Here is a 21,940-nt window from a genome sequence, read left to right as displayed (position 1 = left end):
CTTGCCGCTAACTTATTCATAGGCCTGCGTGGGCGGCAATGGCGGCGGCGATTGCCAAGGCCAGCTCTTCGGGTTTGCGCTTGATCGAATAGTTGGTCAGTTCTGGGTGGGCTTCAACGAAGCTGGTGTTGAACTGGCCGCTACGGAATTCCGGGTTTCGCAAAATTTCCTGGTAGTACGCCGCCGTGGTCTTGACCCCTTGCAGGCGCATGTCGTCCAGCGCGCGCAGGCCACGGTCCATCGCCTCTTCCCAAGTCAACGCCCAGACGATCAGCTTCAGGCACATCGAGTCGTAAAACGGCGGAATCGTGTAGCCGGTGTAAATCGCTGTGTCCGTGCGCACGCCGGGACCGCCGGGCGCGTAATAACGGGTGATCTTGCCGAAGCTCGGTAGGAAGTTGTTTTTCGGGTCTTCGGCGTTGATCCGGAATTGCAGGGCGAAACCACGGTGAATGATGTCTTCCTGCTTGACCGACAACGGCAGGCCGGAAGCGATGCGAATTTGTTCACGGACGATGTCGATGCCGGTGATTTCTTCGGTGATAGTGTGTTCCACCTGCACCCGAGTGTTCATTTCCATGAAGTACACCTCGCCCTCGGCGAGCAGAAACTCCACGGTGCCAGCGTTCTCGTAGCCCACCGCCTTAGCCGCACGCACTGATAAGTCGCCGATGTAAGCGCGCTGTTCAGGGGTCAACTGGGGGCTGGGGGCAATTTCGATCAGCTTCTGGTTACGGCGCTGGATCGAGCAATCACGCTCGAACAGATGAACGACGTTGCCGAAGCTGTCGCCGAGAATCTGGGCTTCGATGTGCTTGGGATTGACGATGCATTTTTCGAGGAAGACTTCCGCCGAGCCAAAGGCTTTGGTGGCTTCCGAGATCACCCGAGGAAACGCCTGCTCCAGTTCTTCAGGGCTGTTGCAACGGCGAATGCCGCGACCGCCACCGCCGGAGGTCGCCTTGAGCATCACCGGATAACCGAGGCGCTCGCCTTCGACCAACGCTTCGGCGATGTCCGCAACGTTGCCTTCGGTGCCCGGCGTCACGGGCACGCCCGCCTTGATCATGCTGCGGCGCGCTTCGGTTTTGTCGCCCATGCGGCGAATGACTTCAGCCGACGGACCGATGAATTTGATCCCACGCTCAACGCAGATATCCGCCAGTTCAGCGTTTTCCGAAAGAAAACCATAACCGGGGTGTAACGCGTCACAACCGGTTTCCACGGCCAGATTGACCAGCTTGCGCGGGTTCAAATAGCCAGCGAGCGGTTCGGCGCCAATGCTGTGGGCTTCGTCAGCGCGTTTGACGTGCAGCGCATGACGGTCGGCGTCGGAATAGACCGCAACAGAGCGAATGCCCATCTCGGCGCATGCACGCACGATCCGGACAGCAATTTCACCGCGGTTGGCGATCAGGATTTTTGTTATCACTGGCATTCCTCGACTGATAAGCCTCGACCGTTAGAACAGACGAACCGGCTGAGCCGTTCGGCGTGTGACCCGCATACTCCGATGAAGTCGCATGGCGAGAGCTACCCTAAGCCGTGAGCAAGATTAATAAAAATCAGTAAAAGTTGGGTTGTGTATAAGTAAAACCTTATAGTTGCTTTCATCGGCGTTTAGAGAAGGTGAAAAGTATGCGCAAGTCATTGATGCGTATGACATTACGACAGCTGCGGATTTTTAATGAGGTCTGTGACTTGAAATCCTACAGCCGGGCGGCTGAGGAAATGTCTCTTACACAACCGGCTGTTAGCCTACAAATTCGTCAGTTAGAGGAGCTTATTGGGCAACCGTTGTTTGAATACGTAGGCAAAAAACTCTACCTGACGGAGGCTGCGGACGCGCTCAAAGCCGCCAGTCGCGACATTTTTGGGCGCCTGGAAAACCTCGATATGCAACTGACCGACATGCAGGGTTCGTTGCAGGGTCAGCTCAAATTGGCTATTGAATCCAGCGCCAAGTATTTCGTGCCGCATTTGTTCGCCGCGTTTAAACGGCAATACCCCGACGTCATGCTGAACCTGACGGTGGTCAATCGGGCGCAGGTTATCCGGCGGCTGTCGGACAACCGGGATGATTTGGTGGTGATGTCGATGGTGCCGCAGGACATGGGCTTGGAATTCATGCCCTTTCTCAACAATCCGATCGTGGCCGTGGCACCGCCGGATCATCCGTTGTGCACTGCCGAAACGCTGACGCTGAAGGACCTTGAACCGTACTCACTGGTGATTCGTGAGGCCGGCTCAGGCACGCGCAAAGCGTGTGAAGAATACTTCAAGGAAAAGCGCGTGCACTTTAGTCACACGCTGGAAGTCGCATCGAACGAAGCCCAGCGTGAAAGCGTGGTAGCCGGTTTAGGGTTAGCGATGCTGACTCGCCACGCGTTAAGCCTGGAACTGGCCACCGGCATGCTGCGCGAGCTGCCGGTAGCCGAGTTGCCGCTGTACCGCAGTTGGTGCGTGGTGCAAGCCAAGGACAAACCGTTGTCGCCAGTTGCCCATGCCTTTCTTGCTTTCATCCGCGCCGAACGTGCGCAGATTAGCCAGCTTGTTGAGCGTTTCGACGGGAATCTACCGCGCTTTGTTGCCACACGCTCGTGACTGGGCCCAAGTCGAAGTAATCAGAAAGCTCTTGGGCCAGCTGTCGTTGTTCGGAATAACTTTCGATGGCGCGTCGGAACTCCATGCGGCGCTGATCTTCCTGCTGCCGACGGGTGTTTTTGGAGGTGGTGCCAGCGGTCGTGGTCGTGGCGTGCTGTTGTGATTCATCGTAGTGCCGAAGCATGTCCTGTCTCCCATCACGTTGCGGGAGCTTGAGCATGAACGCTGGGAATGACGATTACGCGGCGATCAGATGACAGAGCGATGAATGATTTTTGACGAGATTCTGCCGTTAACCGTGTGAACTTCTTCGCGAATGAATTCGCTCCCACAGGGGAATGCAATTTATCTGTGGAGCGAATTCATTCGCGAAGACGGTCTTTTAGTCGTCGAGGTTTTTGACTGATTTTGGCGATAAGCGAAGGCTACGAAGGCTGCGTTTTACACTTTTGAGGTGGTTAACCAAACTCGGTCCGCGGGCCATGGCCACGCCCATCGCCAGTACATCGATGACGACCAGGTGGGCAATGCGAGAGGTCAGTGGCGTATAGATTTCTGTGTCTTCATGCACATCAATGGCCAGGTTGATGGTGGCCAACTCCGCCAGCGGCGTTTGGCTTGGGCACAAGGTGATCAACGTGGCACCGCTTTCGCGGACCAGATTAGCGGTGATCAGCAAGTCCTTGGAGCGACCCGATTGGGAAATACAGATCGCGACGTCGGAGGGCTTGAGCGTTACGGCCGACATGGCCTGCATGTGCGGATCGGAATAAGCGGCAGCGGTCAGCAGCAGGCGGAAGAATTTATGCTGTGCGTCTGCCGCCACCGCGCCAGAAGCACCGAAGCCGTAAAACTCGACACGTTGCGCAGCCGCCATGGCCGTTACCGCAGATTGCAGCGCGTGGGGATCGAGATTTTCACGAACCTCCATCAGCGTGTGCAGCGTGGTGTCGAAAATTTTCAGGCTGTAATCGGCAACCGAATCGTCTTCATGAATGGCGAACTGACCGAAGCTTGCACCTGCGGCCAAGCTTTGCGCCAGCTTCAGTTTCAGGTCCTGAAACCCGGTGCAACCAATGGCACGACAAAACCGCACGATCGTGGGTTCGCTGATGCCCACGCTGTGGGCGAGGTCAGCCATGGAGCTGTGCATCACGGCCGCAGGGTCAAGCAGCACGTGGTCGGCAACCTTGAGTTCCGACTTGCGTAGCAGATGGCGTGACTGGCCGATGTGTTGCAACAGATTCAAAGGGGAGGACTCAATGATGACGGCTTGGCCGGGATGTAGCTTTCTTGTAGTTATACTACATGACCTGCGGGCCGCACAGCTAAACGAGCCGGGGCGGAAGATATGTCGAAAATGACGCGCTCAAAATAAGAAATATCCGACGCGTCATCACGGACAATTCGGTGCCTATTTCCGGTCACTACGGATGCTCACCAGTTTCCCGTCAATGAAGCGCAAGTACTGATAAAGGCCGTTGGTCGGACCATACACCCAGTCCTCGACGGTGACTGATTTGTAGGCCTGAACACCGTCGGCATTCACGGCGGGCGCCGACACTTGGCGATGGGCAGGTTGCCCGCACGTACTGACGACCACGCCGACAGTGTCGCCCTCATCAATCAAGCCGCTCGCGCAGCGCATCGATGCTTGGGCGCTGCCGCTTGCAGCCAACAACAGTGCGACGCCGATCATCCCTCTATTCAATGTCACACCACCTCTCCCATCACTGGTTCCGCAGGAGGGTCCGCCACGTCTTCGACGCTGCGCTGTCGCGCAGCAAACTGGGAAGCACTGTGTGTGCTTCGAGATTGCAGCGTGTCAGGACGGAAGCCTTCCCGAATAAATTCGGTCCCACAGATTTTGGCGCTGCACCGATTTTTGTAGGAGCTGCCGAAGGCTGCGATCAGGTCCGAAGGACCTTCGCCAACAAGTTGGCTCCAGATGGTCGCCTGCCTGTAGATCGCCCGTGGATTGAATATCAAATTACGGAAAGAGGCCCCGTGAAACCATGCGGCCGAACGCAGGCGTTGCGCAGGGGGTGACGAGGCAAGGATGCCGAGTAAGCCGTGCGCGGCCAGGGACGGCCGCTCACGGCGACCCCCGGAGCAACGCCGGAGTGAGGGAAGACCGAGCCTAAGCGAGGTCCTGCATGGTGGGGCAAGCGTTTTGGGTTACCTTTTTGGCGGTTGAAAAAGGTGACTCGCTGTAAAAGCGAAACCATAAGCTCAGCAACCACAAAGGCCGGATATACACGCCAAACCCGCGCCAACCCATTGTTTTCAAAAGACTAAAAAGTAGTTTGATAAGAGCCAACTTGTTGGCGAAGCAGCATACCTGACACGCCGCATCAGCCGCCTCGCGAACACGTTCGCTCTTACAGAGTCGTAGGTCACATCCACGTACCCGGCACATATTCGCGCAACAATTGCCCCACAGCGTCTGCCTCCACTGGCCGACTAATCAAATAGCCCTGCACTTCATCGCACCCGTGAGCGCTAAGAAACACCAACTGGTCGCGGTTTTCCACGCCTTCCGCGACGACTTTCAGGTTCAGGCTATGAGCCATCTCAATAATGGCGTGGGTGATCGCTGCGTCTTCGGTGCCCTCGCCCAAGCCTCGGATGAAGGTTTGGTCGATCTTCACGTAGTCCACCGGGAAGCGTTTCAAATAACTCAATGACGAGTAACCGGTGCCGAAGTCATCAATGGCCAGCTTCACGCCCAGGCCTTTTAGCTGATGGAAGGTTGCGATGATGTGCTCCACGCTGTCGAGTAGCTGGCTTTCTGTTAGCTCAAGCTCAAGGTATTGCGGCGCAAGCCCGGTCTCTTCCAGTACTTGGCGAACCAGACTGACCAATTTTCCCTGACGCAATTGATGGACCGACAAGTTGACCGAGACCCGAATCGGCTCAAGGCCCTGACGCTGCCATTCGCACGCTTGCCGGCAAGCTTGACGCAACACGAACTCGCCAATCGGTCCGATCAGGCCGGTCTCTTCGGCCAGGCCGATGAAGTCCGCGGGCGGCACCATGCCAAGTGTAGGATGGCGCCAGCGCACCAAGGCTTCGGCAGCGTTTAAACGGCCCGTCGCAAGGCACAGCTTCGGTTGATAAAAGACCTGCAACTGCTTTTCATCGATAGCTTTGCGCAGCTGATTTTCCAATTGAAGACGCTCCAGCGTGCTGGCCTGCAAGCTGTCGGTGTAGAACTGGAAATTGTCGCCGCCCAAATGTTTGGCGTGCTGCATGGCCATGTTGGCCTGGCTGATCAGCGCGGAAATCTCCCGGGCCGAATCAGGCAGTAAGCTAATTCCGACTGAGGCACTGATCACCAACTCTTGTCCATCAACTATCAACGGCATGCGCAGCTTGGCCAACAACCGGCTGGTCACCCGCGCCAGGCTGGATAAGTTGCCGTAGGCATCGAATAGCACGGCAAACTCATCCCCCGACAACCGCGCAATCGTGTCGGCCTCAGGCATTGCACTGCTCAAACGTCGGGCAACCTGACGCAATAGCTGGTCGGCAACCTCATGACCCAAGCTGTCATTGAGCAACTTGAAGCGGTCCAGGTCGATGTGCAGCAGCGCCAGCCCCCTGCCCCCCTGACGCACGCGCTGGTTGGCTTCGCGTAGACGCTCCTTGAACAACGAACGATTGGCCAGGCCGGTCAGCTCGTCGTAATGAGTGAGGTAACGCATGCGTTCCTCGGATTCACGACGCGCCGACAGGTCGGCGAAGAAGCCGACGATGTGGCTAACGTTTCCCCGAATATCGCGCACGACATTCAATTGAAGCCACTGCGGGTATAACGCGCCATTCTTGCGGGTTTCGACCAGTTCGCCTTGCCAACTGTCTGTGCGCCCCAACGACTGATGAATCGCAGAGAAGTGACGTTTTACATCTCGGCTGCACGCCAGTTCGGTGACGTTGTGCCCCAAAATGTCTTCCGGCGAGTAACCGGTAACCCGGCTGAACGCTTGGTTGGCGGTGACGATGATGTAATCCGGGTCGAGGATCACAATACCTTCGCTGGCAGCCTCGAAAACCGTTGCGGCTAACCGGCGGTGTTCTTCGAGGTGGTTGCTGGCGCTGACCTCACTCTCGCTCAGGGCCTGATTGGCCACGTCCAGTTCGCGGCCGCGCTGGGCGACTCTGGCTTCGAGTTCGATCTGAGCCTCGCGTAACGCCCGTTCAGCTCTGCGCCGCTGCTCGACTTCATGCGCCAATTCTTGATTAAGCTGTTCGCTCTGGGCATGGGCTTGCTGCAAACGTTCGATCAGCGCCTGATTCTGGAATCGCCTCAGCAAGCCTCGACGGACCAAGCGGTTGGTCTGCACCGCCACCACAATCAACGCCACCAGCAAAATCAGCCCGAGCCAAGCCCACCCGCGCAACTGCCCATCACCGCGCAAAAACAAGTAGACGATCGAGGGCACCAAGGACGTCAGGATGAAACTCAGGAACGCTGGCATGCTCACTGCGTAGGCGACGCTGGCCGACAACGTCGCCGCGCCGATCAGGCCGAACACCCAGGCTTGCTGCACGAAACTGTCGGAGGGCGTCAGGGCGAAGGTAGCGCTGGCAAGGGTCAGGCCACTGATCGAGGCCCCCAGCAGGAACATTCTGCGCCAGATCGGTTGTGCCTGACGCGACGGCGACGCCGCGTTAAACGCGGCTACCTGGATGACGCGCAAGCCCACTAATATCGTCAGCCAACCCAGCCAGATGCTGATCAGCATCTGACGCTTGGGACTCCACAATAACCCGCTGCAGATCAAACCATTGAGCAACATGAAGAGGGTCGGCAATAGCGACCCTTGATAAAGCAAACGTGTGCGATCAGTGGCAATCTGCTGGGCAAATCGCTCGCGGATCACTCGCCAGGTCGCAACAACGGCGCCCGAGGAGCTGATGCTAGAAGTCATAGGCGGTGTTCTTATAATGGTCTGGGCCTTAAACGTGGACGGAGCATACACAAGGCGCCCTCTACACCAAACTGTCGATGATCATATAATCCTTGCGCTGCTTGGTTTGAACACTCTATTCCAGACGGCTCAGCCACGGCCCGCGCAGCTTCCAGCCCTGACTAACCGGTCATCCCCGGCATCGCTTTTATCGGCTAATGCAAAGCTTGGTTTGCCCGACATAGCCCAGCACCCTAGAATGCGCCGATGCGCGATGATCTCTCCCTTCTGCTGAACTCCCTCAACGATGCCCAACGTCAGGCCGTAGCCGCCTCCGTGGGTCGTCAGTTAGTCATTGCCGGCGCTGGTTCCGGCAAAACCCGCGTGCTGGTGCACCGCATCGCCTGGTTGATCCAGGTCGAGCAAGCCTCATCACACTCGATTTTGTCGGTGACGTTCACCAACAAAGCCGCTGCCGAGATGCGTCACCGCATCGAGCAACTGATGGACATCAGTCCGGCGGGCATGTGGGTCGGTACGTTCCACGGCTTGGCGCACCGCTTGTTGCGGGCGCATTGGCAAGAAGCCGGTCTGAACCAGAACTTTCAGATTCTTGACAGCGATGACCAGCAACGGCTGGTCAAACGCGTGATGCGCGAGATGAATCTGGACGAAAAGATGTGGCCGGTGCGTCAGGCGCAATGGTTCATCAATGGCCAAAAGGACGAAGGCCTCAGACCCAAGCATATTCAGGCGGGCGGTGATTTCTTTCTGACCACCATGAAAGCTGTCTATGAGGCTTACGAAGTCGCGTGCCAGCGTGCCGGGGTGATCGACTTCTCAGAACTGCTGTTACGCGCCCTGGACCTGTGGCGTGACAATGCCGGGCTTTTAAAGCAATACCAGCGTCGTTTCCGCCATGTGCTGGTCGACGAATTCCAGGACACCAACGCCGTACAGTACGCATGGCTGCGATTATTGGCTCAGGGTGGCGACAGCTTGATGGTGGTCGGTGACGACGATCAGTCGATTTACGGCTGGCGCGGCGCAAAAATTGAAAACATTCACGAGTACTCGTCAGATTTTCCTGACACAGAAACCATCCGCCTGGAACAGAACTACCGTTCTACCGCGAGCATCCTGAAAGCCGCCAACGCGTTGATCGTCAACAACAGCGGGCGCTTGGGCAAAGAGTTATGGACCGACGGTGGCGACGGTGAGCTGATTAACCTGTACGCCGCGTTCAACGAACACGACGAAGCGCGCTACGTGGTCGAGACGATAGAAAGCGCCCTGAAAACCGGCCTGATGCGCAGCGACATCGCGATTCTTTACCGCTCCAACGCCCAATCGCGGGTGCTTGAAGAAGCGTTGCTGCGCGAGCGAATTCCGTACCGGATCTATGGCGGCCAGCGCTTCTTCGAACGTGCTGAAATCAAAAATGCCATGGCGTACCTGCGCTTGCTCGACGGACGCGGCAATGATGCAGCACTGGAGCGGGTGATTAACGTTCCAGCACGCGGCATCGGTGAAAAAACTGTCGAGGCCATTCGCGAACACGCGCGCCATGCCGACGTATCGATGTGGGAGGCCATGCGCCAACTGATCGCCAACAAAGGCCTGACTGGTCGCGCAGCCGGAGCGTTAGGTGGGTTCGTTGAACTGATCGAAAACTTGGCAGCGAAAGTCATGGAGATGCCGTTGCACCTCATGACACAGACGGTGATCGAGCAGTCCGGGCTAATCAACTACCACAAGGAAGAGAAAGGCGAAAAAGGCCAGGCTCGGGTGGAAAACCTTGAGGAATTGGTCAGCGCCGCACGCAACTTCGAAAACGCCGAAGAAGACGCCGATCTGACGCCGTTGGCGGCTTTCCTGGGTCACGCTTCATTGGAAGCGGGCGATACCCAAGCAGAAGAACACGAAGACAGCGTGCAACTGATGACCTTGCACAGCGCCAAGGGCCTCGAGTTTCCGTACGTGTTCCTGGTGGGCATGGAAGAAGGCCTGTTCCCGCACAAGATGAGCCTGGAAGAACCTGGCCGCTTGGAAGAAGAACGCCGGCTGGCTTACGTCGGCATCACTCGCGCCATGCAACAACTGGTGATGACCTACGCCGAAACCCGTCGTTTATACGGCACCGAGACCTACAACAAGGTGTCGCGCTTCGTTCGCGAGATTCCGCCAACATTGATTCAGGAAGTCCGGTTGTCCAACAGCGTCAGCCGACCGTTCGGCGGCGTGCAAAAGATGGGCACCAGCAGCCTTTTCAATGGCACCGGCATTCCAGACACTGCGTTTAGTCTGGGCCAGCGAGTGCAGCATTCGGTGTTCGGCGAAGGCGTGATTCTGAACTTCGAAGGCGCGGGGGCTCAGGCTCGAGTCCAAGTGAATTTCGAAGAAGGCAGTAAATGGTTGATGATGGGCTACGCGAAGCTTGAAGCGATATGACTTTAAGCCAGGACCTGGAGCCAACGTGTTGGCGAGGAACATGTTATGACTTCTCGCCAACAAGTTGGCTCCTACAGGTAATGTGTCAGTCGTAGCGGAAGGAAATGCCTTACAGGCTATGCAGAATCGGACCTCGCCTTTCCAGGTAAAAGCCCGAAACATTTAGTCGCTAGCTATCGCCATGGCTCATGTGCAACATGACGCGCGTGCAATCCACAAATGGGAATCCCTTATGCAACGTTTTTTTAGCATCGTAATGGTGTTGTGCATCGGGCTCACAATGAGCCTCGACGCCAACGCGCGCTTCGGTGGCGGCAAGTCCTTCGGTTCAGCGCCAAGCCATCAAATGCGCCAAGCGCCGACTTCTTCTCCATCTGCCGCACCGGGTGCTGCAGGTGCCGCAGCCGCTGCTGCTCGTCCTGCTGGCGGCGCGTCGCGCTGGTTGGGTCCTTTAGCCGGCCTCGCAGCCGGTGGCTTACTGGCCTCGATGTTCATGGGCGGCGGCTTCCACGGCATGCAGTTCTTCGACATCCTGATCATGGCCATCATCGGCTTCGTGATTTTCCGGTTTATCGCCGCACGTCGTCGCAAGCAGCCTGACATGGCTGCCGCTGGCCACACGCCGTTTCAGCGTGAAACCCATGAACCACCGGCTCAAGCCTCAATGTTCGGTGGGTCGTCCGCAGCTTCTGCACCGGCGCCAGTGATCCAAGCGCCAGCCTGGTTTAACGAATCACGCTTCCTAGACGCCGCTCGTGGCCACTTCCAGTCGCTGCAACAGCACTGGGACGCCAATGAGATGGACAAGATTGCCGAGTTTGTGACGCCACAGATGTTGCAGTTCCTCAAGCAGGAACGCGCAAACCTGGGAGACGGCTTTCAGTCGACCTACATCGACAACCTGACTGTACAACTCGACGGCCTGGATGATCGCGCGGATAAAACCGTCGCCACGCTGACCTTCTCCGGCCTGTCCAAGACTTCGCGCTTCGATCAAGGCGAAGTGTTCAGCGAAAGCTGGAACATGGAGCGTCCACAAGGTGATAACCAGCCTTGGCTGGTAGCCGGTATCCGCCAAAACGGCTGATCCGCGCTACAACACACAGAACCCCGGTCTTTGGCCGGGGTTTTGTTTTATCCATTCGGGTAGTTATTTTGAGAAACGCTTTACGCTACTGTATAAACCGCGCCAACAGTTTAGAGGATCCAGGTCGTGGAAGAAGTCATTGAAGAGCTGCGTGAAAAGAACGAACGGGTACCAGTACCCCTTGAATTGCCTGACGATGATGTCCTGGTAGAAATCGAGGAACAGCTGTTTATCAATATTCCGTTCGTGTTCAAGGAATTCCTGCTCACCGTCAGCGACGTGGTTTACGGAAGTTTGGAACCGGTCACAGTGATGGACCCGCAATCGCACACTTATCTGCCAGAAGTGTGCGCAACGGCGTGGGACATCGGCGTACCACGTGAATTGATCCCGATCTGTCAGGACGGCGACGATTATTATTGCGTGGAAGAAGACGGCACCGTAGTGCAATGGTCCGCTGAAGAAGAGCTGGTGACTGAAGAAAGCTGGGAGTCAGTCTGGCACTGGGCCCGGGATGTCTGGCTGGAAAGCTGAGTCGACATCAGGACGCCGTTCCGGCGCAATGCCAGGACGGCTCCAGCTGGATGTAACTATGTGGGACTTTACACACACGCCTACGTGACGGCGGCGACGTCGCCGTCGTCCCGAATAATGCTGTATAAAAATTGATCCAAGAACATGAGCGCCACCCTAAGGTGCACTTCTGACACACCCCACCTGTGAGTACGCTATGGAACCCGGAAACGCTCAACTATCGATGACTGTCTTGATGACCCCGGACATGGCCAATTTCTCTGGCAACGTTCACGGGGGCACTTTGCTCAAATACCTCGATGAAGTCGCTTACGCCTGCGCCAGCCGCTACGCCGGGCGATACGTGGTGACGCTGTCAGTGGACCAGGTGATTTTTCGTGAACCTATTCACGTGGGCGAACTGGTGACCTTTCTTGCATCGGTCAACTACACCGGCAATACCTCGATGGAAGTCGGGATCAAGGTGGTGACTGAAAACATCCGCGAACGCTCGGTTCGACACACCAACAGCTGCTTCTTCACCATGGTGGCCGTCGACGATCAGCGCAAGCCGGCCACAGTGCCGCCGCTTGAACCGGCCAACAGCGAAGATAAGCGTCGTTACGTTCAAGCCAAGCAACGGCGTCAAATTCGTCAAGAGCTTGAAAAGCGTTATCAGGAAATCAAGGAAGAAGCGCCTTAACGGCAGATGAACAAGAACGGAATTGAACGAAATTTAGGTCGACCGGTATGGCTGAAAATCGTCATACCCAGTTAAGCTGGACGTCCTTTGGTGGAGCACACTTTCATGCTGACGCTGGGTAATCTTTTTGTCTTGATGGTCTTGGCAACCTGCGCCGCATGGCTCTGGCATTCCCATGGTTTGCGTGAGCAAGCATTGGCGCGGGTTAAGCAACACTGCGCCAAACTCGACATCGAATTGCTTGACGGCAACGTAGCGCTGCGTCGCCTGACATTTGCACGCGATGCCAATGGCACAAAGCGCTTGGCTCGCGTGTATAACTTTGAGTTCACCGTAACCGGCGAGCAGCGGCACCCCGGCACGATCACAATGTTCGGCGCCCACACCGCGCAAATCGTGCTGGCACCCTACCCGTTTGAAATCAAAACTCCACCGCCAAGCGCCAACGTCATCGAGATGAGCGAATGGCGCGAAAACCATATCAAGCGCAAGTTGTAATTAAACGTGCATAACTAGACGGGGCTGTGCATAACCCGTTTAGATCAAGCAGGCAGCCAGTCCCGCTTGCAACGCCGCCTCGTCCTGGGGCGTGCTGAAAATCAGCTCCAGCCGTGAGTCTCGACGCCATTCGCTGTTTTGCCAGTGAATTGCAGCGCCCTCCAGCGCATTGCCTGACAACCACCCCGCGTTGCTGTGGATAACCAGCTTGGCCCGCCGCCACGCCTGACGATTAAGCCACTGCTGAACCTGCATCAATTCAAATTGTTGGCTTGGGTGCCAACGCCAACCGATGCTCCAACCCTCTGGCTGAGTTTGGCTTAGGCAAATGGGCTGACGGGAATCGGTCCAGATGGCCGGAAGTTGCGCCAACCCTTTTGGTGGACTGAAGTTATCCACAGACGCGGACGCCTGAGCATCAACGCCGGGCAAATTGGCCAGCGGCAGAACGCCTTGATCGGTCCAGAACAAGGGTTTGTCCGGTAATAACCCAGCCAGTTTGTCGCGTTCCGCCGGAACTAGCCCCGCAGATTTATTCATGACCAATACACCCGCACCGTTCAACGCCGCTCGCTGGCTGTATGGCAATGGCTGACCCGCCGCCATTGCCGCCGCATCTAGCACCAACACGCTGGGCTGAAGCGCCAATACGCCTTCCCACGGTGGCTCACGCAGCTGTTCCATCAACTGCGCCGGATGCCCAAGCCCTGACGGCTCAATCAACAATCGGTCCGGTCGCGCGCTCTTCAGCAAACGACCCAAACCGATTTGAAACGGCGCGCCGTTGACGCAACACAGGCACCCGCCAGCGACCTCGCCAAGTGCGATACCATCGGCGGCCGTGGTCAGCAGCGCAGCATCCAGACCGATCTGACCAAATTCATTAATCAAGATCGCCCAGCGCTCGCCGACTGGTTTTTGCGTCAGCAGCTGTTTGATCAAGCTGGTTTTGCCAGCGCCTAAAGGGCCCGCAATGACGTGGGTCGGGATGTTCTGCAACATAGTGGCCGATTTCTTAAGAGTGGAAGGTACGGGTAAATGATGCGCGTGATCTGGCTGGCGACACTGTTATGGATGACATCGAATGAGGTTTGGGCCGAAGCTTGCGTGGTACACACTCAAGCCGAACGCCTCGACGTCAAAGTTTGCCAGGAGAACCGAAACATCCCGACGAAGCTTTTTCACGACGGCTTTTGCCAACCGCAATTTGCCGGGCAAAAAGTCGACGTCGTCTTTGTCGAGCAATGCCCCACCGGCGCCTTTGGCGTGTGCAGCAATGCCCAAGTCGCCAATATGCCCTATCACCAAAATATTCACTATTACGGCGTTGCCACCGACGCTCACTACCTCAAGCCTTTTTGCGAAGGACAAAGTCAAGGCCAGTGGCTAACACCGTAAGCTGCTCAGGCCGTGAGCCTCAAGCGGCTACCTCGTCATGCCAGGGCCCGAAGGGGTCGGTAAACTGAAGCCATTCCTCAACACCCAGCGCCATTTCCTCATCGGTCAGCAAGCAGCTGTCCAGTTCGTCGACGAGCCGTGCAAAGTTGATGTGTTGCCCGATAAACACCAATTCTTGGCGGCAATCGCCGGTTTTTTCGACCCAGTTTTCCATGATCGTCGCCGCACTTTCCGGGTCCTGCGGCCAGTGTTGTTTGGGCACAAAACGCCACCACCGTCCGGCGAAACCATAGCGCATCAGCCCGCCGGCTTGCGACCAGCTTCCGGCGTCCTGATGCTTGCTCGCGAGCCAGAAAAAGCCTTTTGAGCGCAATAGTTTTCCATTGATCCATTCACGGTCGATGAAGTCATAAAACCGCTGAGGATGAAACGGCCTACGTGCGCGATAAGCGGTTGAAGCAATGCCGTACTCTTCAGTTTCAGGTAGGTGCTCGCCGCGCATCTCCTTGAGCCAACCCGGTGCCAACGACGCCCGCTCGAAATCGAAACGCCCAGTGTTGAGGATTTTTTTCAGCGGAATTTCACCCATGACCATGGGGATGATCTCTGCGTGGGCGTTAAGCCGATGCAGAATCGCGGTCAACTCCTCGCGTTCGCTGACGCTGATTAGGTCGATCTTGCTGATCAACAGAACATCTGCAAATTCGACCTGCTCGATCAGCAAATCGGTAATCGAGCGCTCATCGTCTTCGCCCAAAGTTTGGCCAGCGGTCGCCAGGCTTTCGGAGGCCTGGTAATCGAGAAGAAAGTTCATGCCATCCACCACGGTCACCATGGTGTCAAGACGCGCCATATCGGCCAGGCTTTTTCCTTGTTCATCACGGAACGTGAAGGTTTCCGCCACGGGCAGCGGCTCCGAAATTCCGGTGGACTCGATCAGTAGGTAATCAAAACGACCGTCCTGCGCCAACCGACTGACCTCTTCAAGCAGATCTTCGCGTAAGGTGCAGCAAATACAACCGTTGCTCATTTCGATGAGCTTTTCTTCTGCGCGGTTTAAGCTGACATCGCGCTGAACTTCGCCACCATCGATGTTGATTTCACTCATGTCGTTGACGATCACCGCAACTTTGAGATGCTCGCGATTGCGCAGAACGTAATTGAGCAGCGTGCTTTTACCGGCGCCGAGAAATCCAGACAGAACGGTAACGGGTAGACGGTTGGGCATCAGGCAGTCCTCATCGGGCGCAAGTCATCAAGTAAGCGCCGGCCGGCAGATGTTATAGTATAACAGTGCAGAATAGCTAACCCGTACGACAAAGGCCGCTTCGATGAATCACGTTTTAACGAGTTTGATGGTCGCCATACTGCTCGCAAGCGCCCAGGCGCGGGCGGCCCCAACCAACATGCAGGCGCAAACGACCCGCTGCTCACAGAGCGCGAACCTGATCGCGTGCAGCGATGCACTCGGCAATCGCTACAGCGTGGCAACGGCCGGCCCGGTGTCCTACGTTCGTGGGTTTGAAGTTCAAGGCAACCGGCTGTGGGCACAAACCAATAGTCGCTACGGCATGCTGACGTTCTTTACCGGCCTGGCGTCGAACGGCGACACCTGGATCGGTTACAGCCAACGCGTGGGCTGGACGACCATCACCCGGGTCTCCAGCTCTGACGGTAAACGCAGCAAATTCACCTGCAACCGTATGGGCGGTTGCCAGTAACGCGGGGCCTCAAACCTGCCCTCGTGCGTGCTCTTGTTGCCACGCCATATAGGAGTCAGTGGGCGGGTTATGTTTGAAATAGCGCTGTAACCCCTCAAACAGTCCATCGGCAACGGCCTGTTGATGACGCGCCGTAACCAATCGCTGGCTGTCGCGGACGTTTGAGATGAAGCCGGTTTCGACCAGAATCGAGGGCACGTCCGGCGATTTGAGCACGGCAAAACCCGCTTGCTCGACGCGTTTTTGATGCAGCGACGTTATATCAGCCAAGCTGCCAAGCACTGTGTTGCCTAGCTGCAAACTGGCCGCAATCGTTGCGTTCATCGACATGTCGAGAATCACCCCAGCCAGCATCGGGTCTTGGTCTTTCAGGCTAAGCAGACTCCTCGCACCGATCAGGTCGGCACCGTTTTCACGCTGAGCCATGAAGCGCGCTGTGGCCGAGGTGGCGCCGCCTTCTGAAAGCGCATACACCGAGGCTCCCGATGCAGTGAGCCGCGGCGCAGCGTCGGCATGCACGGAAATGAACATGTCGGCGTTGAGTTTGTGAGCGATCTCTACCCGCTTGCGCAGCGGCACGAAGAAATCGTCGTTGCGTACCAGGCGCACATCAAACCCTTTCTCGCGCTTCAAGCGCTTGGCGAGCAACTGGGCAATGGACAACACCACGTCTTTTTCCCGCTCGCCTTTGGAGCCGATGGCACCCGGGTCTTTTCCGCCATGACCGGGATCGACCACTACCATGATGCTGCGCTTGGGATGAGCTTTGTCTCGTAATGGCGACGGCTGTTCGGGCGGCGCAATTGCACCCACGGCCGCGATCTGCACGGGAACGTGAGTCGCACTGCCCAGATCCAGCACCAGCCGGTGGCCTTGCGAACCCTCAGGACCGAGCAAAAAACTACTAAGCTGCACCGGCGCATTCAGGTCCAACACAATGCGCGTATCGCCTTGACCAAAGTGCCCGCAGCGAATGGATTTGATGGGGGTGTTCGCCAGCGCCAATTGGCGGAAATCCCCGCTCAACTGCGCGCCGCTGAGGTCGATGATCACCCGCTCCGGCGCGCTCAACGTGAACGTCTTATAGCTGACCGGACCGCTAAGATCGAACACTAGGCGAAGTTTATCGTCCGTTCGCCACAGCCGAGCATTGCGAATCTGAGCAGCAGATACACCCAACGGCAATGCCAAGGCCGCACCGGCCAAAAGAAGGTTGAGCAACATTTGACGTCTGTGCATGGGATGTACCGAAAAAATAGGGAGAGCATCCAGGCTCAAAAAAAGTGACGTTGAAATAATGGTTATAACATAACATGATTTTTTACTTCGACGATGGGCCATTTGATGAACGCCTTGGCCCTGCCGGATACAGCCGCGAAGCCCTAGGCCAAGCGTTTCACCTGGACCGGGTGGGTACGTGTCGCATCGCTTGTCAGGCTAGAGATTCTGCCAACTTCGAAGAACAGTGTTCCACGTGGAACTGAAGTTTAAGGTCAGATACCGCATAATGCGTCCCACGGGTGAGCGCTGGAACGCGCTCGCCTACACCCTCCAGTGAGGTTTCACCCGATGCGCGTTGCCTTGGTGCTATCCAGTTTGTTGCTGCTGCCACTGTCGTTGTCGGCAGCGGAAAAATTGAAAGTCGTGACCAGCTTTAGCATTCTTGCCGACATGGCCCAGCACGTTGGCGGTGATCATATCCAGGTCATCAATCTGGTCGGCCCCGATCAAGACGCTCAGGCGTATAAGCCAACCGGTGATGACACGAAAAAGCTGGCGCAGGCCAATGTGATCATTCAGAACGGTTTGGGTTATGAACCATGGATGGATGCGCTGATTACACGCAGTGGAGTGAAAACACTGGTCATCACTGCGAGCAGCGGCATCACGCCACGCACCGCGAAGGAAAACGGCAAAACCGTTATTGATCCACATGCCTGGCAGAGCGTGCCGGACGCGGAGCTTTACGTGAACAACATCGTCTTGGCCTTTAGCGCGGTTGATCCGACCCACGCCAATTCGTATATTTCCGGTGGGAAGGCCTATACCAAGCAACTTCACGCCCTGATCAACGATGCTCACGTAAAAATTGGCTTGATACCCACGGGCACCTTGGCGCCTGGCAGTCGGCGCTTCGTGACGGCACATAACTCGTTTGGTTACCTGAGCCCCTCCTACCAAATCGAATTTATCGCGCCGCAGGGAGTGTCGGCCAACGTCGAAATGACGCCGGAACAGCGCGATGCATTGATCGCTAAAATCCACGACGATAAAGCCAAAGCAGTGCTGCTGGACAACACTCAAGACCCGCGCCAGTTGCAACAGATAGCCGAAAAAAGCGGTCTACCCGTTCGCGGCACGCTGTACTCCGACGCCCTGTCGGCTAAAGGCCAAGCCAGCACTTTTATAGGCATGTACCAAGCCAACATCGACACCCTGCGCGACGCGCTGGCCCAGCCATAGATAGGGTTAACCGCCACAACTCTGTAGGGGCCAACTAGTTGGCGAGATGATCGATCAGGTACCCGTTAGGGCCTCTCGCCAACAAGTCGGCTCCTACCGATTTTAGATTCAAGTCCTAGGCTTGATCGCACCGCACTGCGGCCCCAGCCAAACGGCGCGGGTGTCCATGCTGCCGTTTTGTTGCACGCCGGTCGCATTGAACGTACCGACGACAGAGGTGCTGAATTCGCGGTCGCTCTGGAATTGTGCGACCCCAGTGCCTTGGGCTTTAGGGCAGTTAAAGCGGAACTTCCAAGTCTTGCCATTGCGGTCGGTGATCTGCTGATTGCAGCCAGACTTCGGGTCTGTCAGCGGAATGTTGTCTGTCTTGACCTGGTCCTGAGTCAAGCACACCTGCACACCCTTACCGGCCAAGGTCACACCCTGCTTCTGCATGGCCTGTTCCATCATCACTTGCTGATCGGGCGCCAGGCTTTTCAGTTGGTTCAGCATCAATTGCAAATCGGGCAATGGCTGGCCATCGACCTGCATGTTGCTGGTGGTCAACTCCCACAGTCCCGGCTGCAGCATCTGCGCGTGGGCCAGCGGCGCACCCAGACAAAACAGCAAAGCCAAAAAGCGTTTGTTCATGTGCAAATTCCTTAATGAAAGCGACCGGTTACGCGCCAGCCTGACGATGAGTCTTAGACGATGCAAGCGCCTGCCAGTTGCAACCAGAATAAAATAGCGACAATCCCCACGTGCTGTGGTCTGTTAGAGACTTAAAAAAAACAGGATCAGGGTAACGCATGGATTTTCACATTCCGTCTTTTGTCGGCTATTTGATCGGCTTTACTCACTTGCTCGGCCTGATTGCTGCCATTCACGCACTGCTCACTGTACGCACTGCACAAGGCTCCATCGCATGGGCGATGCCGCTTATTTTCATTCCCTATGTCACCCTCATTCCCTATTTGGTGTTCGGTCGCAGCACCTTCGACGGCTACATCAACGCACGGCGCCAGGCTAACCAGGAAATGCGCACCGCCATTGGCACACTGAATTGGCGGCCCTGGATCGAAGAAGCTGTAACGGCGAGACGTTCAGAGGCGTATGCCTCACTGCGGGCCATGCCGCGACTGGGGCGCATGCCGTGTCTGGCCAATAACGAAGTGACGTTACTGATCAACGGCGAAGCCACCTTCGCCGCCATTTTCGAGGCCATCCGTGGTGCTAAAAAAGCAGTATTGATTCAATTTTTTATCATTCACGACGATGAGCTTGGCCGACGCCTGCAAGCCCTGCTGCTGGAAAAAGCCGCTGAGGGGGTCGCCATTTACGTCCTTTACGACCGAGTGGGCAGCCATGCCCTGTCTGCAAGTTACAGCGAAACCCTGCGCAACGGTGGTGTGCAAATCAAAGCGTTCGCCACCCGCAGCGGCTGGCTGAATCGCTTCCAAATCAACTTCCGTAACCACCGCAAAATTGTTGTAGTCGATGGAGTGCGCGGCTTTGTTGGCGGCCACAACGTCGGTGACGAATATTTAGGAAAGTTGCCGCCGCTCTCACCGTGGCGCGACACCCATGTGGCGATTGTCGGTCCGGTGGTAGCGTGCTTGCAGGAGTCGTTTGCGGAGGACTGGTTTTGGGCCACGCGCGAGTTACCTCAGCTGATCCTGCCGGAGAGCTACCCCGAAGACGGCGTTCTCTGCCAGTTATTGGCCAGTGGTCCGGCGGACGCGCAAGAAACCTGTTCTCTATTTTTTGTCGAAGCCATCCACGCGGCACAAAACCGAGTGTGGATAACCAGCCCGTATTTCATTCCCGATGAGGCGGTATTCGCGGCGCTACGATTGGCAGTTCTGCGGGGGGTCGATGTGCGGATATTGCTGCCATCGCGTCCCGATCACTACGTGGTCTACGCCGCCTCCAGCCTATTCGCCTTCGAAGCGGTGCGCGCAGGCGTGCGGATCTTCCGCTATGAGCCGGGGTTTATGCATCAGAAGGTGGTGCTGGTCGACAGTGAAATCAGCGCCATCGGTAGCGCCAACATGGACAACCGATCATTCAGGCTTAATTTTGAATTGATGCTGTTAACCGTCGACAGTGATTTTGCCAGCCAGGTTGAGGTCATGCTCAACGCCGACTTTGCCCTCGCCCGGGAAATCGCCCTGGAAGAAAGCAAAGAAACCCACCGCTTTCAGCAACTCGGCATGCGCATTGCGCGCTTGGTGTCGCCAATTCTCTAAACCGAGAACGCAGAACGGGGTCCGAAGACCCCGTTTACAGACATCTTCAAACGTAGATATCTTCCCGCGTCCACGGTAAGCCATGGCTGCCATCGGCATATGGTTTGACCGCCAGTATCTGATGCAGATTGATCCAGCCCCTTGCAAACGCGTATGCACAGCCAGCCAGGTACAAGCGCCAAATACGAAGGGTTTGCTCGGGCACCATCTCCGATGCTTCATCGAGCCGCGATTCCAAGCGTTCACTCCAGTGTTCGAGGGTCAGCGCGTAATGCAGCCGCAGGCTCTCAACGTCAACGATCTCCAGCCCGGTCTCGCTGATGAACGCACTGATCATCGACACGTGAGGCAGCTGGCCGTTGGGGAACACGTAACGCTCAATGAATTCACCCGCGCCCCGTCCAACTGGACGGCCGTCGGTGTGTTTGGCGGTGATGCCGTGGTTCATCACCAACCCGCCTTCGCGGACGGCACCGAACAGACATTGCGCATACAACTCAAGATTCGCATGACCGACGTGTTCGAACATGCCGACGCTGACGACTTTGTCGAAGCGACCGTCCTGAGGCAAATCACGGTAATCAAGCAACACCAACTCCACCTGATCCTCCAGCCCCTCGGCGATTACCCGCTCCTGAGCAAGGGTCAATTGTTCCTGACTCAAGGTGATGCCGAACACGTTCACGCCGTATTCGCGGGCCGCGAACCGCGCCAATCCACCCCAGCCGCAGCCGACGTCCAGCAAGTATTCCCCTGGTTGCAACCTGAGCTTGCGGCACAAGTGATGAAACTTGTCCTGCTGCGCTTGCTCTAGGGTTTCTTCGCCAGTCTTGAAATAGGCGCAGGAATAGACCATCTCTTGATCAAGCCAGAGCTGGTAAAACTCGTTGGACAGATCGTAGTGGTAGGAAATTGACGCTGCGTCGGTGGCTTTGTCGTGCTCTGAGCGAACCGGCACATAAGGTCCGTCATCATCAAGCAACGCCTGGCTTAGCTCGTCGCAGACGCGGACTACTTCCTTGATAGACCCTTCCAGCTCCAATCGACCCTCGACGAAAGCACTGCCGAGGAGGTCGAGGCTGGGACGCGTGAATTGCGACACCAATTGTGGGTCTTTCACCACAATGGTGACGCTGGGCATCGGGCCTAGATCGAGTTCATGGCCATCCCACAGTTTCAGCCGTAGCGGCAGATGAAGATTCTGCAAGGCTGTTGGAAGTTGCGCGAGCATTGAGTAAACCCTCTATCCAGAAACTCAGGAAAAAGGGTAGTCCAAAACAACGCTGATGCCGAAATCGCCGGCGATTGGCCAGTCGCGAGTCACTATTGAAACCTTGGGTTTACCGCCTATCGCCCAATGT

At 56.5% G+C, this 21,940-nt stretch carries 20 protein-coding genes; 10 read left to right on the top strand and 10 right to left on the bottom strand.

The window, feature by feature from the left end; genetic code table 11:
* Positions 1 to 16: 16 nt before the first annotated feature.
* Complete coding sequence (locus RHM59_RS17310; protein ID WP_297837925.1) at positions 17 to 1,432, bottom strand: acetyl-CoA carboxylase biotin carboxylase subunit; 1,416 nt, start codon at positions 1,430 to 1,432, stop codon at positions 17 to 19.
* Between the two features lie 206 nt (positions 1,433 to 1,638).
* Here RHM59_RS17310 and RHM59_RS17305 point away from each other — a divergent pair, with 206 nt between their 5' ends.
* Complete coding sequence (locus RHM59_RS17305; protein ID WP_322224875.1) at positions 1,639 to 2,604, top strand: LysR family transcriptional regulator; 966 nt, start codon at positions 1,639 to 1,641, stop codon at positions 2,602 to 2,604.
* Here RHM59_RS17305 and RHM59_RS25560 read toward each other — a convergent pair.
* The 4 genes from RHM59_RS25560 to RHM59_RS17290 form a co-directional block, all read right to left on the bottom strand.
* Positions 2,543 to 2,689: a PA3496 family putative envelope integrity protein gene (locus RHM59_RS25560; RefSeq protein WP_369124696.1), complete on the bottom strand. Its 147-nt coding sequence runs from the start codon at positions 2,687 to 2,689 to the stop codon at positions 2,543 to 2,545. The genes RHM59_RS17305 and RHM59_RS25560 overlap by 62 nt on opposite strands.
* Positions 2,690 to 2,986: 297 nt before the next feature.
* A complete protein-coding gene (gene hexR, locus RHM59_RS17300; protein WP_322224872.1) occupies positions 2,987 to 3,853 on the bottom strand; it encodes a transcriptional regulator HexR in 867 nt (288 codons plus the stop codon).
* Between the two features lie 165 nt (positions 3,854 to 4,018).
* Positions 4,019 to 4,321: a DUF2845 domain-containing protein gene (locus RHM59_RS17295; RefSeq protein ID WP_322224870.1), complete on the bottom strand. Its 303-nt coding sequence runs from the start codon at positions 4,319 to 4,321 to the stop codon at positions 4,019 to 4,021.
* Positions 4,322 to 5,000: 679 nt separating this feature from the next.
* Positions 5,001 to 7,538, bottom strand: coding sequence for a putative bifunctional diguanylate cyclase/phosphodiesterase (locus tag RHM59_RS17290; protein WP_322224868.1), 2,538 nt, complete (start codon positions 7,536 to 7,538; stop codon positions 5,001 to 5,003).
* Between the two features lie 246 nt (positions 7,539 to 7,784).
* Here RHM59_RS17290 and uvrD point away from each other — a divergent pair, with 246 nt between their 5' ends.
* The 5 genes from uvrD (at position 7,785) to RHM59_RS17265 (ending at position 12,769) form a co-directional block, all read left to right on the top strand.
* On the top strand, positions 7,785 to 9,968 hold the full coding sequence (uvrD, locus tag RHM59_RS17285) for a DNA helicase II (protein WP_322166735.1): 2,184 nt from the start codon (positions 7,785 to 7,787) through the stop codon (positions 9,966 to 9,968).
* Positions 9,969 to 10,200: 232 nt separating this feature from the next.
* A complete protein-coding gene (locus tag RHM59_RS17280) occupies positions 10,201 to 11,055 on the top strand; it encodes a Tim44 domain-containing protein (protein WP_322224866.1) in 855 nt (284 codons plus the stop codon).
* A gap of 126 nt (positions 11,056 to 11,181) precedes the next feature.
* The gene (locus tag RHM59_RS17275; protein ID WP_322166737.1) at positions 11,182 to 11,589 is read left to right on the top strand and encodes an SMI1/KNR4 family protein; all 408 of its coding nucleotides are present in this window, start codon (positions 11,182 to 11,184) and stop codon (positions 11,587 to 11,589) included.
* Positions 11,590 to 11,785: 196 nt separating this feature from the next.
* Positions 11,786 to 12,271 carry an acyl-CoA thioesterase gene (locus RHM59_RS17270; RefSeq protein WP_322166738.1) on the top strand — a complete coding sequence of 162 codons (486 nt, stop codon included), beginning with the start codon at positions 11,786 to 11,788 and terminating at the stop codon, positions 12,269 to 12,271.
* 105 nt (positions 12,272 to 12,376) lie between these two features.
* Complete coding sequence (locus RHM59_RS17265; RefSeq protein ID WP_322184535.1) at positions 12,377 to 12,769, top strand: DUF3301 domain-containing protein; 393 nt, start codon at positions 12,377 to 12,379, stop codon at positions 12,767 to 12,769.
* Between the two features lie 39 nt (positions 12,770 to 12,808).
* Here the strand turns inward: RHM59_RS17265 and RHM59_RS17260 are convergent, their stop codons facing one another.
* Positions 12,809 to 13,771, bottom strand: a complete 963-nt coding sequence (locus RHM59_RS17260; RefSeq protein WP_322184534.1) for a CobW-like GTP-binding protein — start codon at positions 13,769 to 13,771, stop codon at positions 12,809 to 12,811.
* Positions 13,772 to 13,810: 39 nt separating this feature from the next.
* On the opposite strand from RHM59_RS17260, the gene RHM59_RS17255 reads away from it, so the two are divergent.
* Complete coding sequence (locus tag RHM59_RS17255) at positions 13,811 to 14,167, top strand: NADH:ubiquinone oxidoreductase (RefSeq protein ID WP_322171283.1); 357 nt, start codon at positions 13,811 to 13,813, stop codon at positions 14,165 to 14,167.
* Between the two features lie 19 nt (positions 14,168 to 14,186).
* Here RHM59_RS17255 and zigA read toward each other — a convergent pair whose 3' ends face one another.
* Positions 14,187 to 15,395, bottom strand: coding sequence for a zinc metallochaperone GTPase ZigA (gene zigA / locus RHM59_RS17250; protein ID WP_322224864.1), 1,209 nt, complete (start codon positions 15,393 to 15,395; stop codon positions 14,187 to 14,189).
* 103 nt (positions 15,396 to 15,498) lie between these two features.
* Here zigA and RHM59_RS17245 point away from each other — a divergent pair, with 103 nt between their 5' ends.
* On the top strand, positions 15,499 to 15,888 hold the full coding sequence (locus RHM59_RS17245; RefSeq protein ID WP_322184532.1) for a glutamine synthetase: 390 nt from the start codon (positions 15,499 to 15,501) through the stop codon (positions 15,886 to 15,888).
* A 9-nt stretch (positions 15,889 to 15,897) separates the two neighbouring features.
* Here RHM59_RS17245 and RHM59_RS17240 read toward each other — a convergent pair whose 3' ends face one another.
* Entirely contained in the window at positions 15,898 to 17,127 is a 1,230-nt protein-coding gene (locus tag RHM59_RS17240; protein WP_322224862.1) for an N-acetylmuramoyl-L-alanine amidase, read from the bottom strand.
* A 330-nt stretch (positions 17,128 to 17,457) separates the two neighbouring features.
* Here RHM59_RS17240 and RHM59_RS17235 point away from each other — a divergent pair, with 330 nt between their 5' ends.
* Positions 17,458 to 18,351, top strand: a complete 894-nt coding sequence (locus RHM59_RS17235) for a metal ABC transporter solute-binding protein, Zn/Mn family (protein ID WP_322166746.1) — start codon at positions 17,458 to 17,460, stop codon at positions 18,349 to 18,351.
* Positions 18,352 to 18,459: 108 nt separating this feature from the next.
* On the opposite strand, the gene RHM59_RS17230 is transcribed toward RHM59_RS17235, so the two are convergent.
* A complete protein-coding gene (locus RHM59_RS17230) occupies positions 18,460 to 18,981 on the bottom strand; it encodes a DUF3617 domain-containing protein (protein ID WP_322166747.1) in 522 nt (173 codons plus the stop codon).
* Between the two features lie 158 nt (positions 18,982 to 19,139).
* Between RHM59_RS17230 and cls the strand changes: the two genes are divergently transcribed.
* Entirely contained in the window at positions 19,140 to 20,579 is a 1,440-nt protein-coding gene (cls, locus tag RHM59_RS17225; RefSeq protein ID WP_322166748.1) for a cardiolipin synthase, read from the top strand.
* Positions 20,580 to 20,625: 46 nt separating this feature from the next.
* Here the strand turns inward: cls and cfaB are convergent, their stop codons facing one another.
* Entirely contained in the window at positions 20,626 to 21,810 is a 1,185-nt protein-coding gene (gene cfaB / locus RHM59_RS17220; protein WP_322166751.1) for a C17 cyclopropane fatty acid synthase CfaB, read from the bottom strand.
* Positions 21,811 to 21,940 lie beyond the last annotated feature (130 nt).

Origin of the sequence: Pseudomonas sp. MH10, from assembly GCF_034353045.1 — a bacterium.
Lineage (GTDB): Bacteria > Pseudomonadota > Gammaproteobacteria > Pseudomonadales > Pseudomonadaceae > Aquipseudomonas.
This window is presented reverse-complemented; position numbering and strand designations above follow the sequence as displayed.

What these genes read in the sequence shown, in the direction of transcription:
- RHM59_RS17305 (WP_322224875.1), top strand. Translation starts at nt 1,639, where the DNA reads ATGCGCAAGTCATTGATGCGTATGACATTACGACAGCTGCGGATTTTT.
- RHM59_RS25560 (WP_369124696.1), bottom strand. Translation starts at nt 2,689, where the DNA reads ATGGAGTTCCGACGCGCCATCGAAAGTTATTCCGAACAACGACAGCTG.
- RHM59_RS17290 (WP_322224868.1), bottom strand. Translation starts at nt 7,538, where the DNA reads ATGACTTCTAGCATCAGCTCCTCGGGCGCCGTTGTTGCGACCTGGCGA.
- uvrD (WP_322166735.1), top strand. Translation starts at nt 7,785, where the DNA reads ATGCGCGATGATCTCTCCCTTCTGCTGAACTCCCTCAACGATGCCCAA.
- RHM59_RS17280 (WP_322224866.1), top strand. Translation starts at nt 10,201, where the DNA reads ATGCAACGTTTTTTTAGCATCGTAATGGTGTTGTGCATCGGGCTCACA.
- RHM59_RS17270 (WP_322166738.1), top strand. Translation starts at nt 11,786, where the DNA reads ATGGAACCCGGAAACGCTCAACTATCGATGACTGTCTTGATGACCCCG.
- RHM59_RS17265 (WP_322184535.1), top strand. Translation starts at nt 12,377, where the DNA reads ATGCTGACGCTGGGTAATCTTTTTGTCTTGATGGTCTTGGCAACCTGC.
- RHM59_RS17260 (WP_322184534.1), bottom strand. Translation starts at nt 13,771, where the DNA reads ATGTTGCAGAACATCCCGACCCACGTCATTGCGGGCCCTTTAGGCGCT.
- RHM59_RS17255 (WP_322171283.1), top strand. Translation starts at nt 13,811, where the DNA reads ATGCGCGTGATCTGGCTGGCGACACTGTTATGGATGACATCGAATGAG.
- zigA (WP_322224864.1), bottom strand. Translation starts at nt 15,395, where the DNA reads ATGCCCAACCGTCTACCCGTTACCGTTCTGTCTGGATTTCTCGGCGCC.
- RHM59_RS17245 (WP_322184532.1), top strand. Translation starts at nt 15,499, where the DNA reads ATGAATCACGTTTTAACGAGTTTGATGGTCGCCATACTGCTCGCAAGC.
- RHM59_RS17240 (WP_322224862.1), bottom strand. Translation starts at nt 17,127, where the DNA reads ATGCACAGACGTCAAATGTTGCTCAACCTTCTTTTGGCCGGTGCGGCC.
- RHM59_RS17235 (WP_322166746.1), top strand. Translation starts at nt 17,458, where the DNA reads ATGCGCGTTGCCTTGGTGCTATCCAGTTTGTTGCTGCTGCCACTGTCG.
- RHM59_RS17230 (WP_322166747.1), bottom strand. Translation starts at nt 18,981, where the DNA reads ATGAACAAACGCTTTTTGGCTTTGCTGTTTTGTCTGGGTGCGCCGCTG.
- cls (WP_322166748.1), top strand. Translation starts at nt 19,140, where the DNA reads ATGGATTTTCACATTCCGTCTTTTGTCGGCTATTTGATCGGCTTTACT.
- cfaB (WP_322166751.1), bottom strand. Translation starts at nt 21,810, where the DNA reads ATGCTCGCGCAACTTCCAACAGCCTTGCAGAATCTTCATCTGCCGCTA.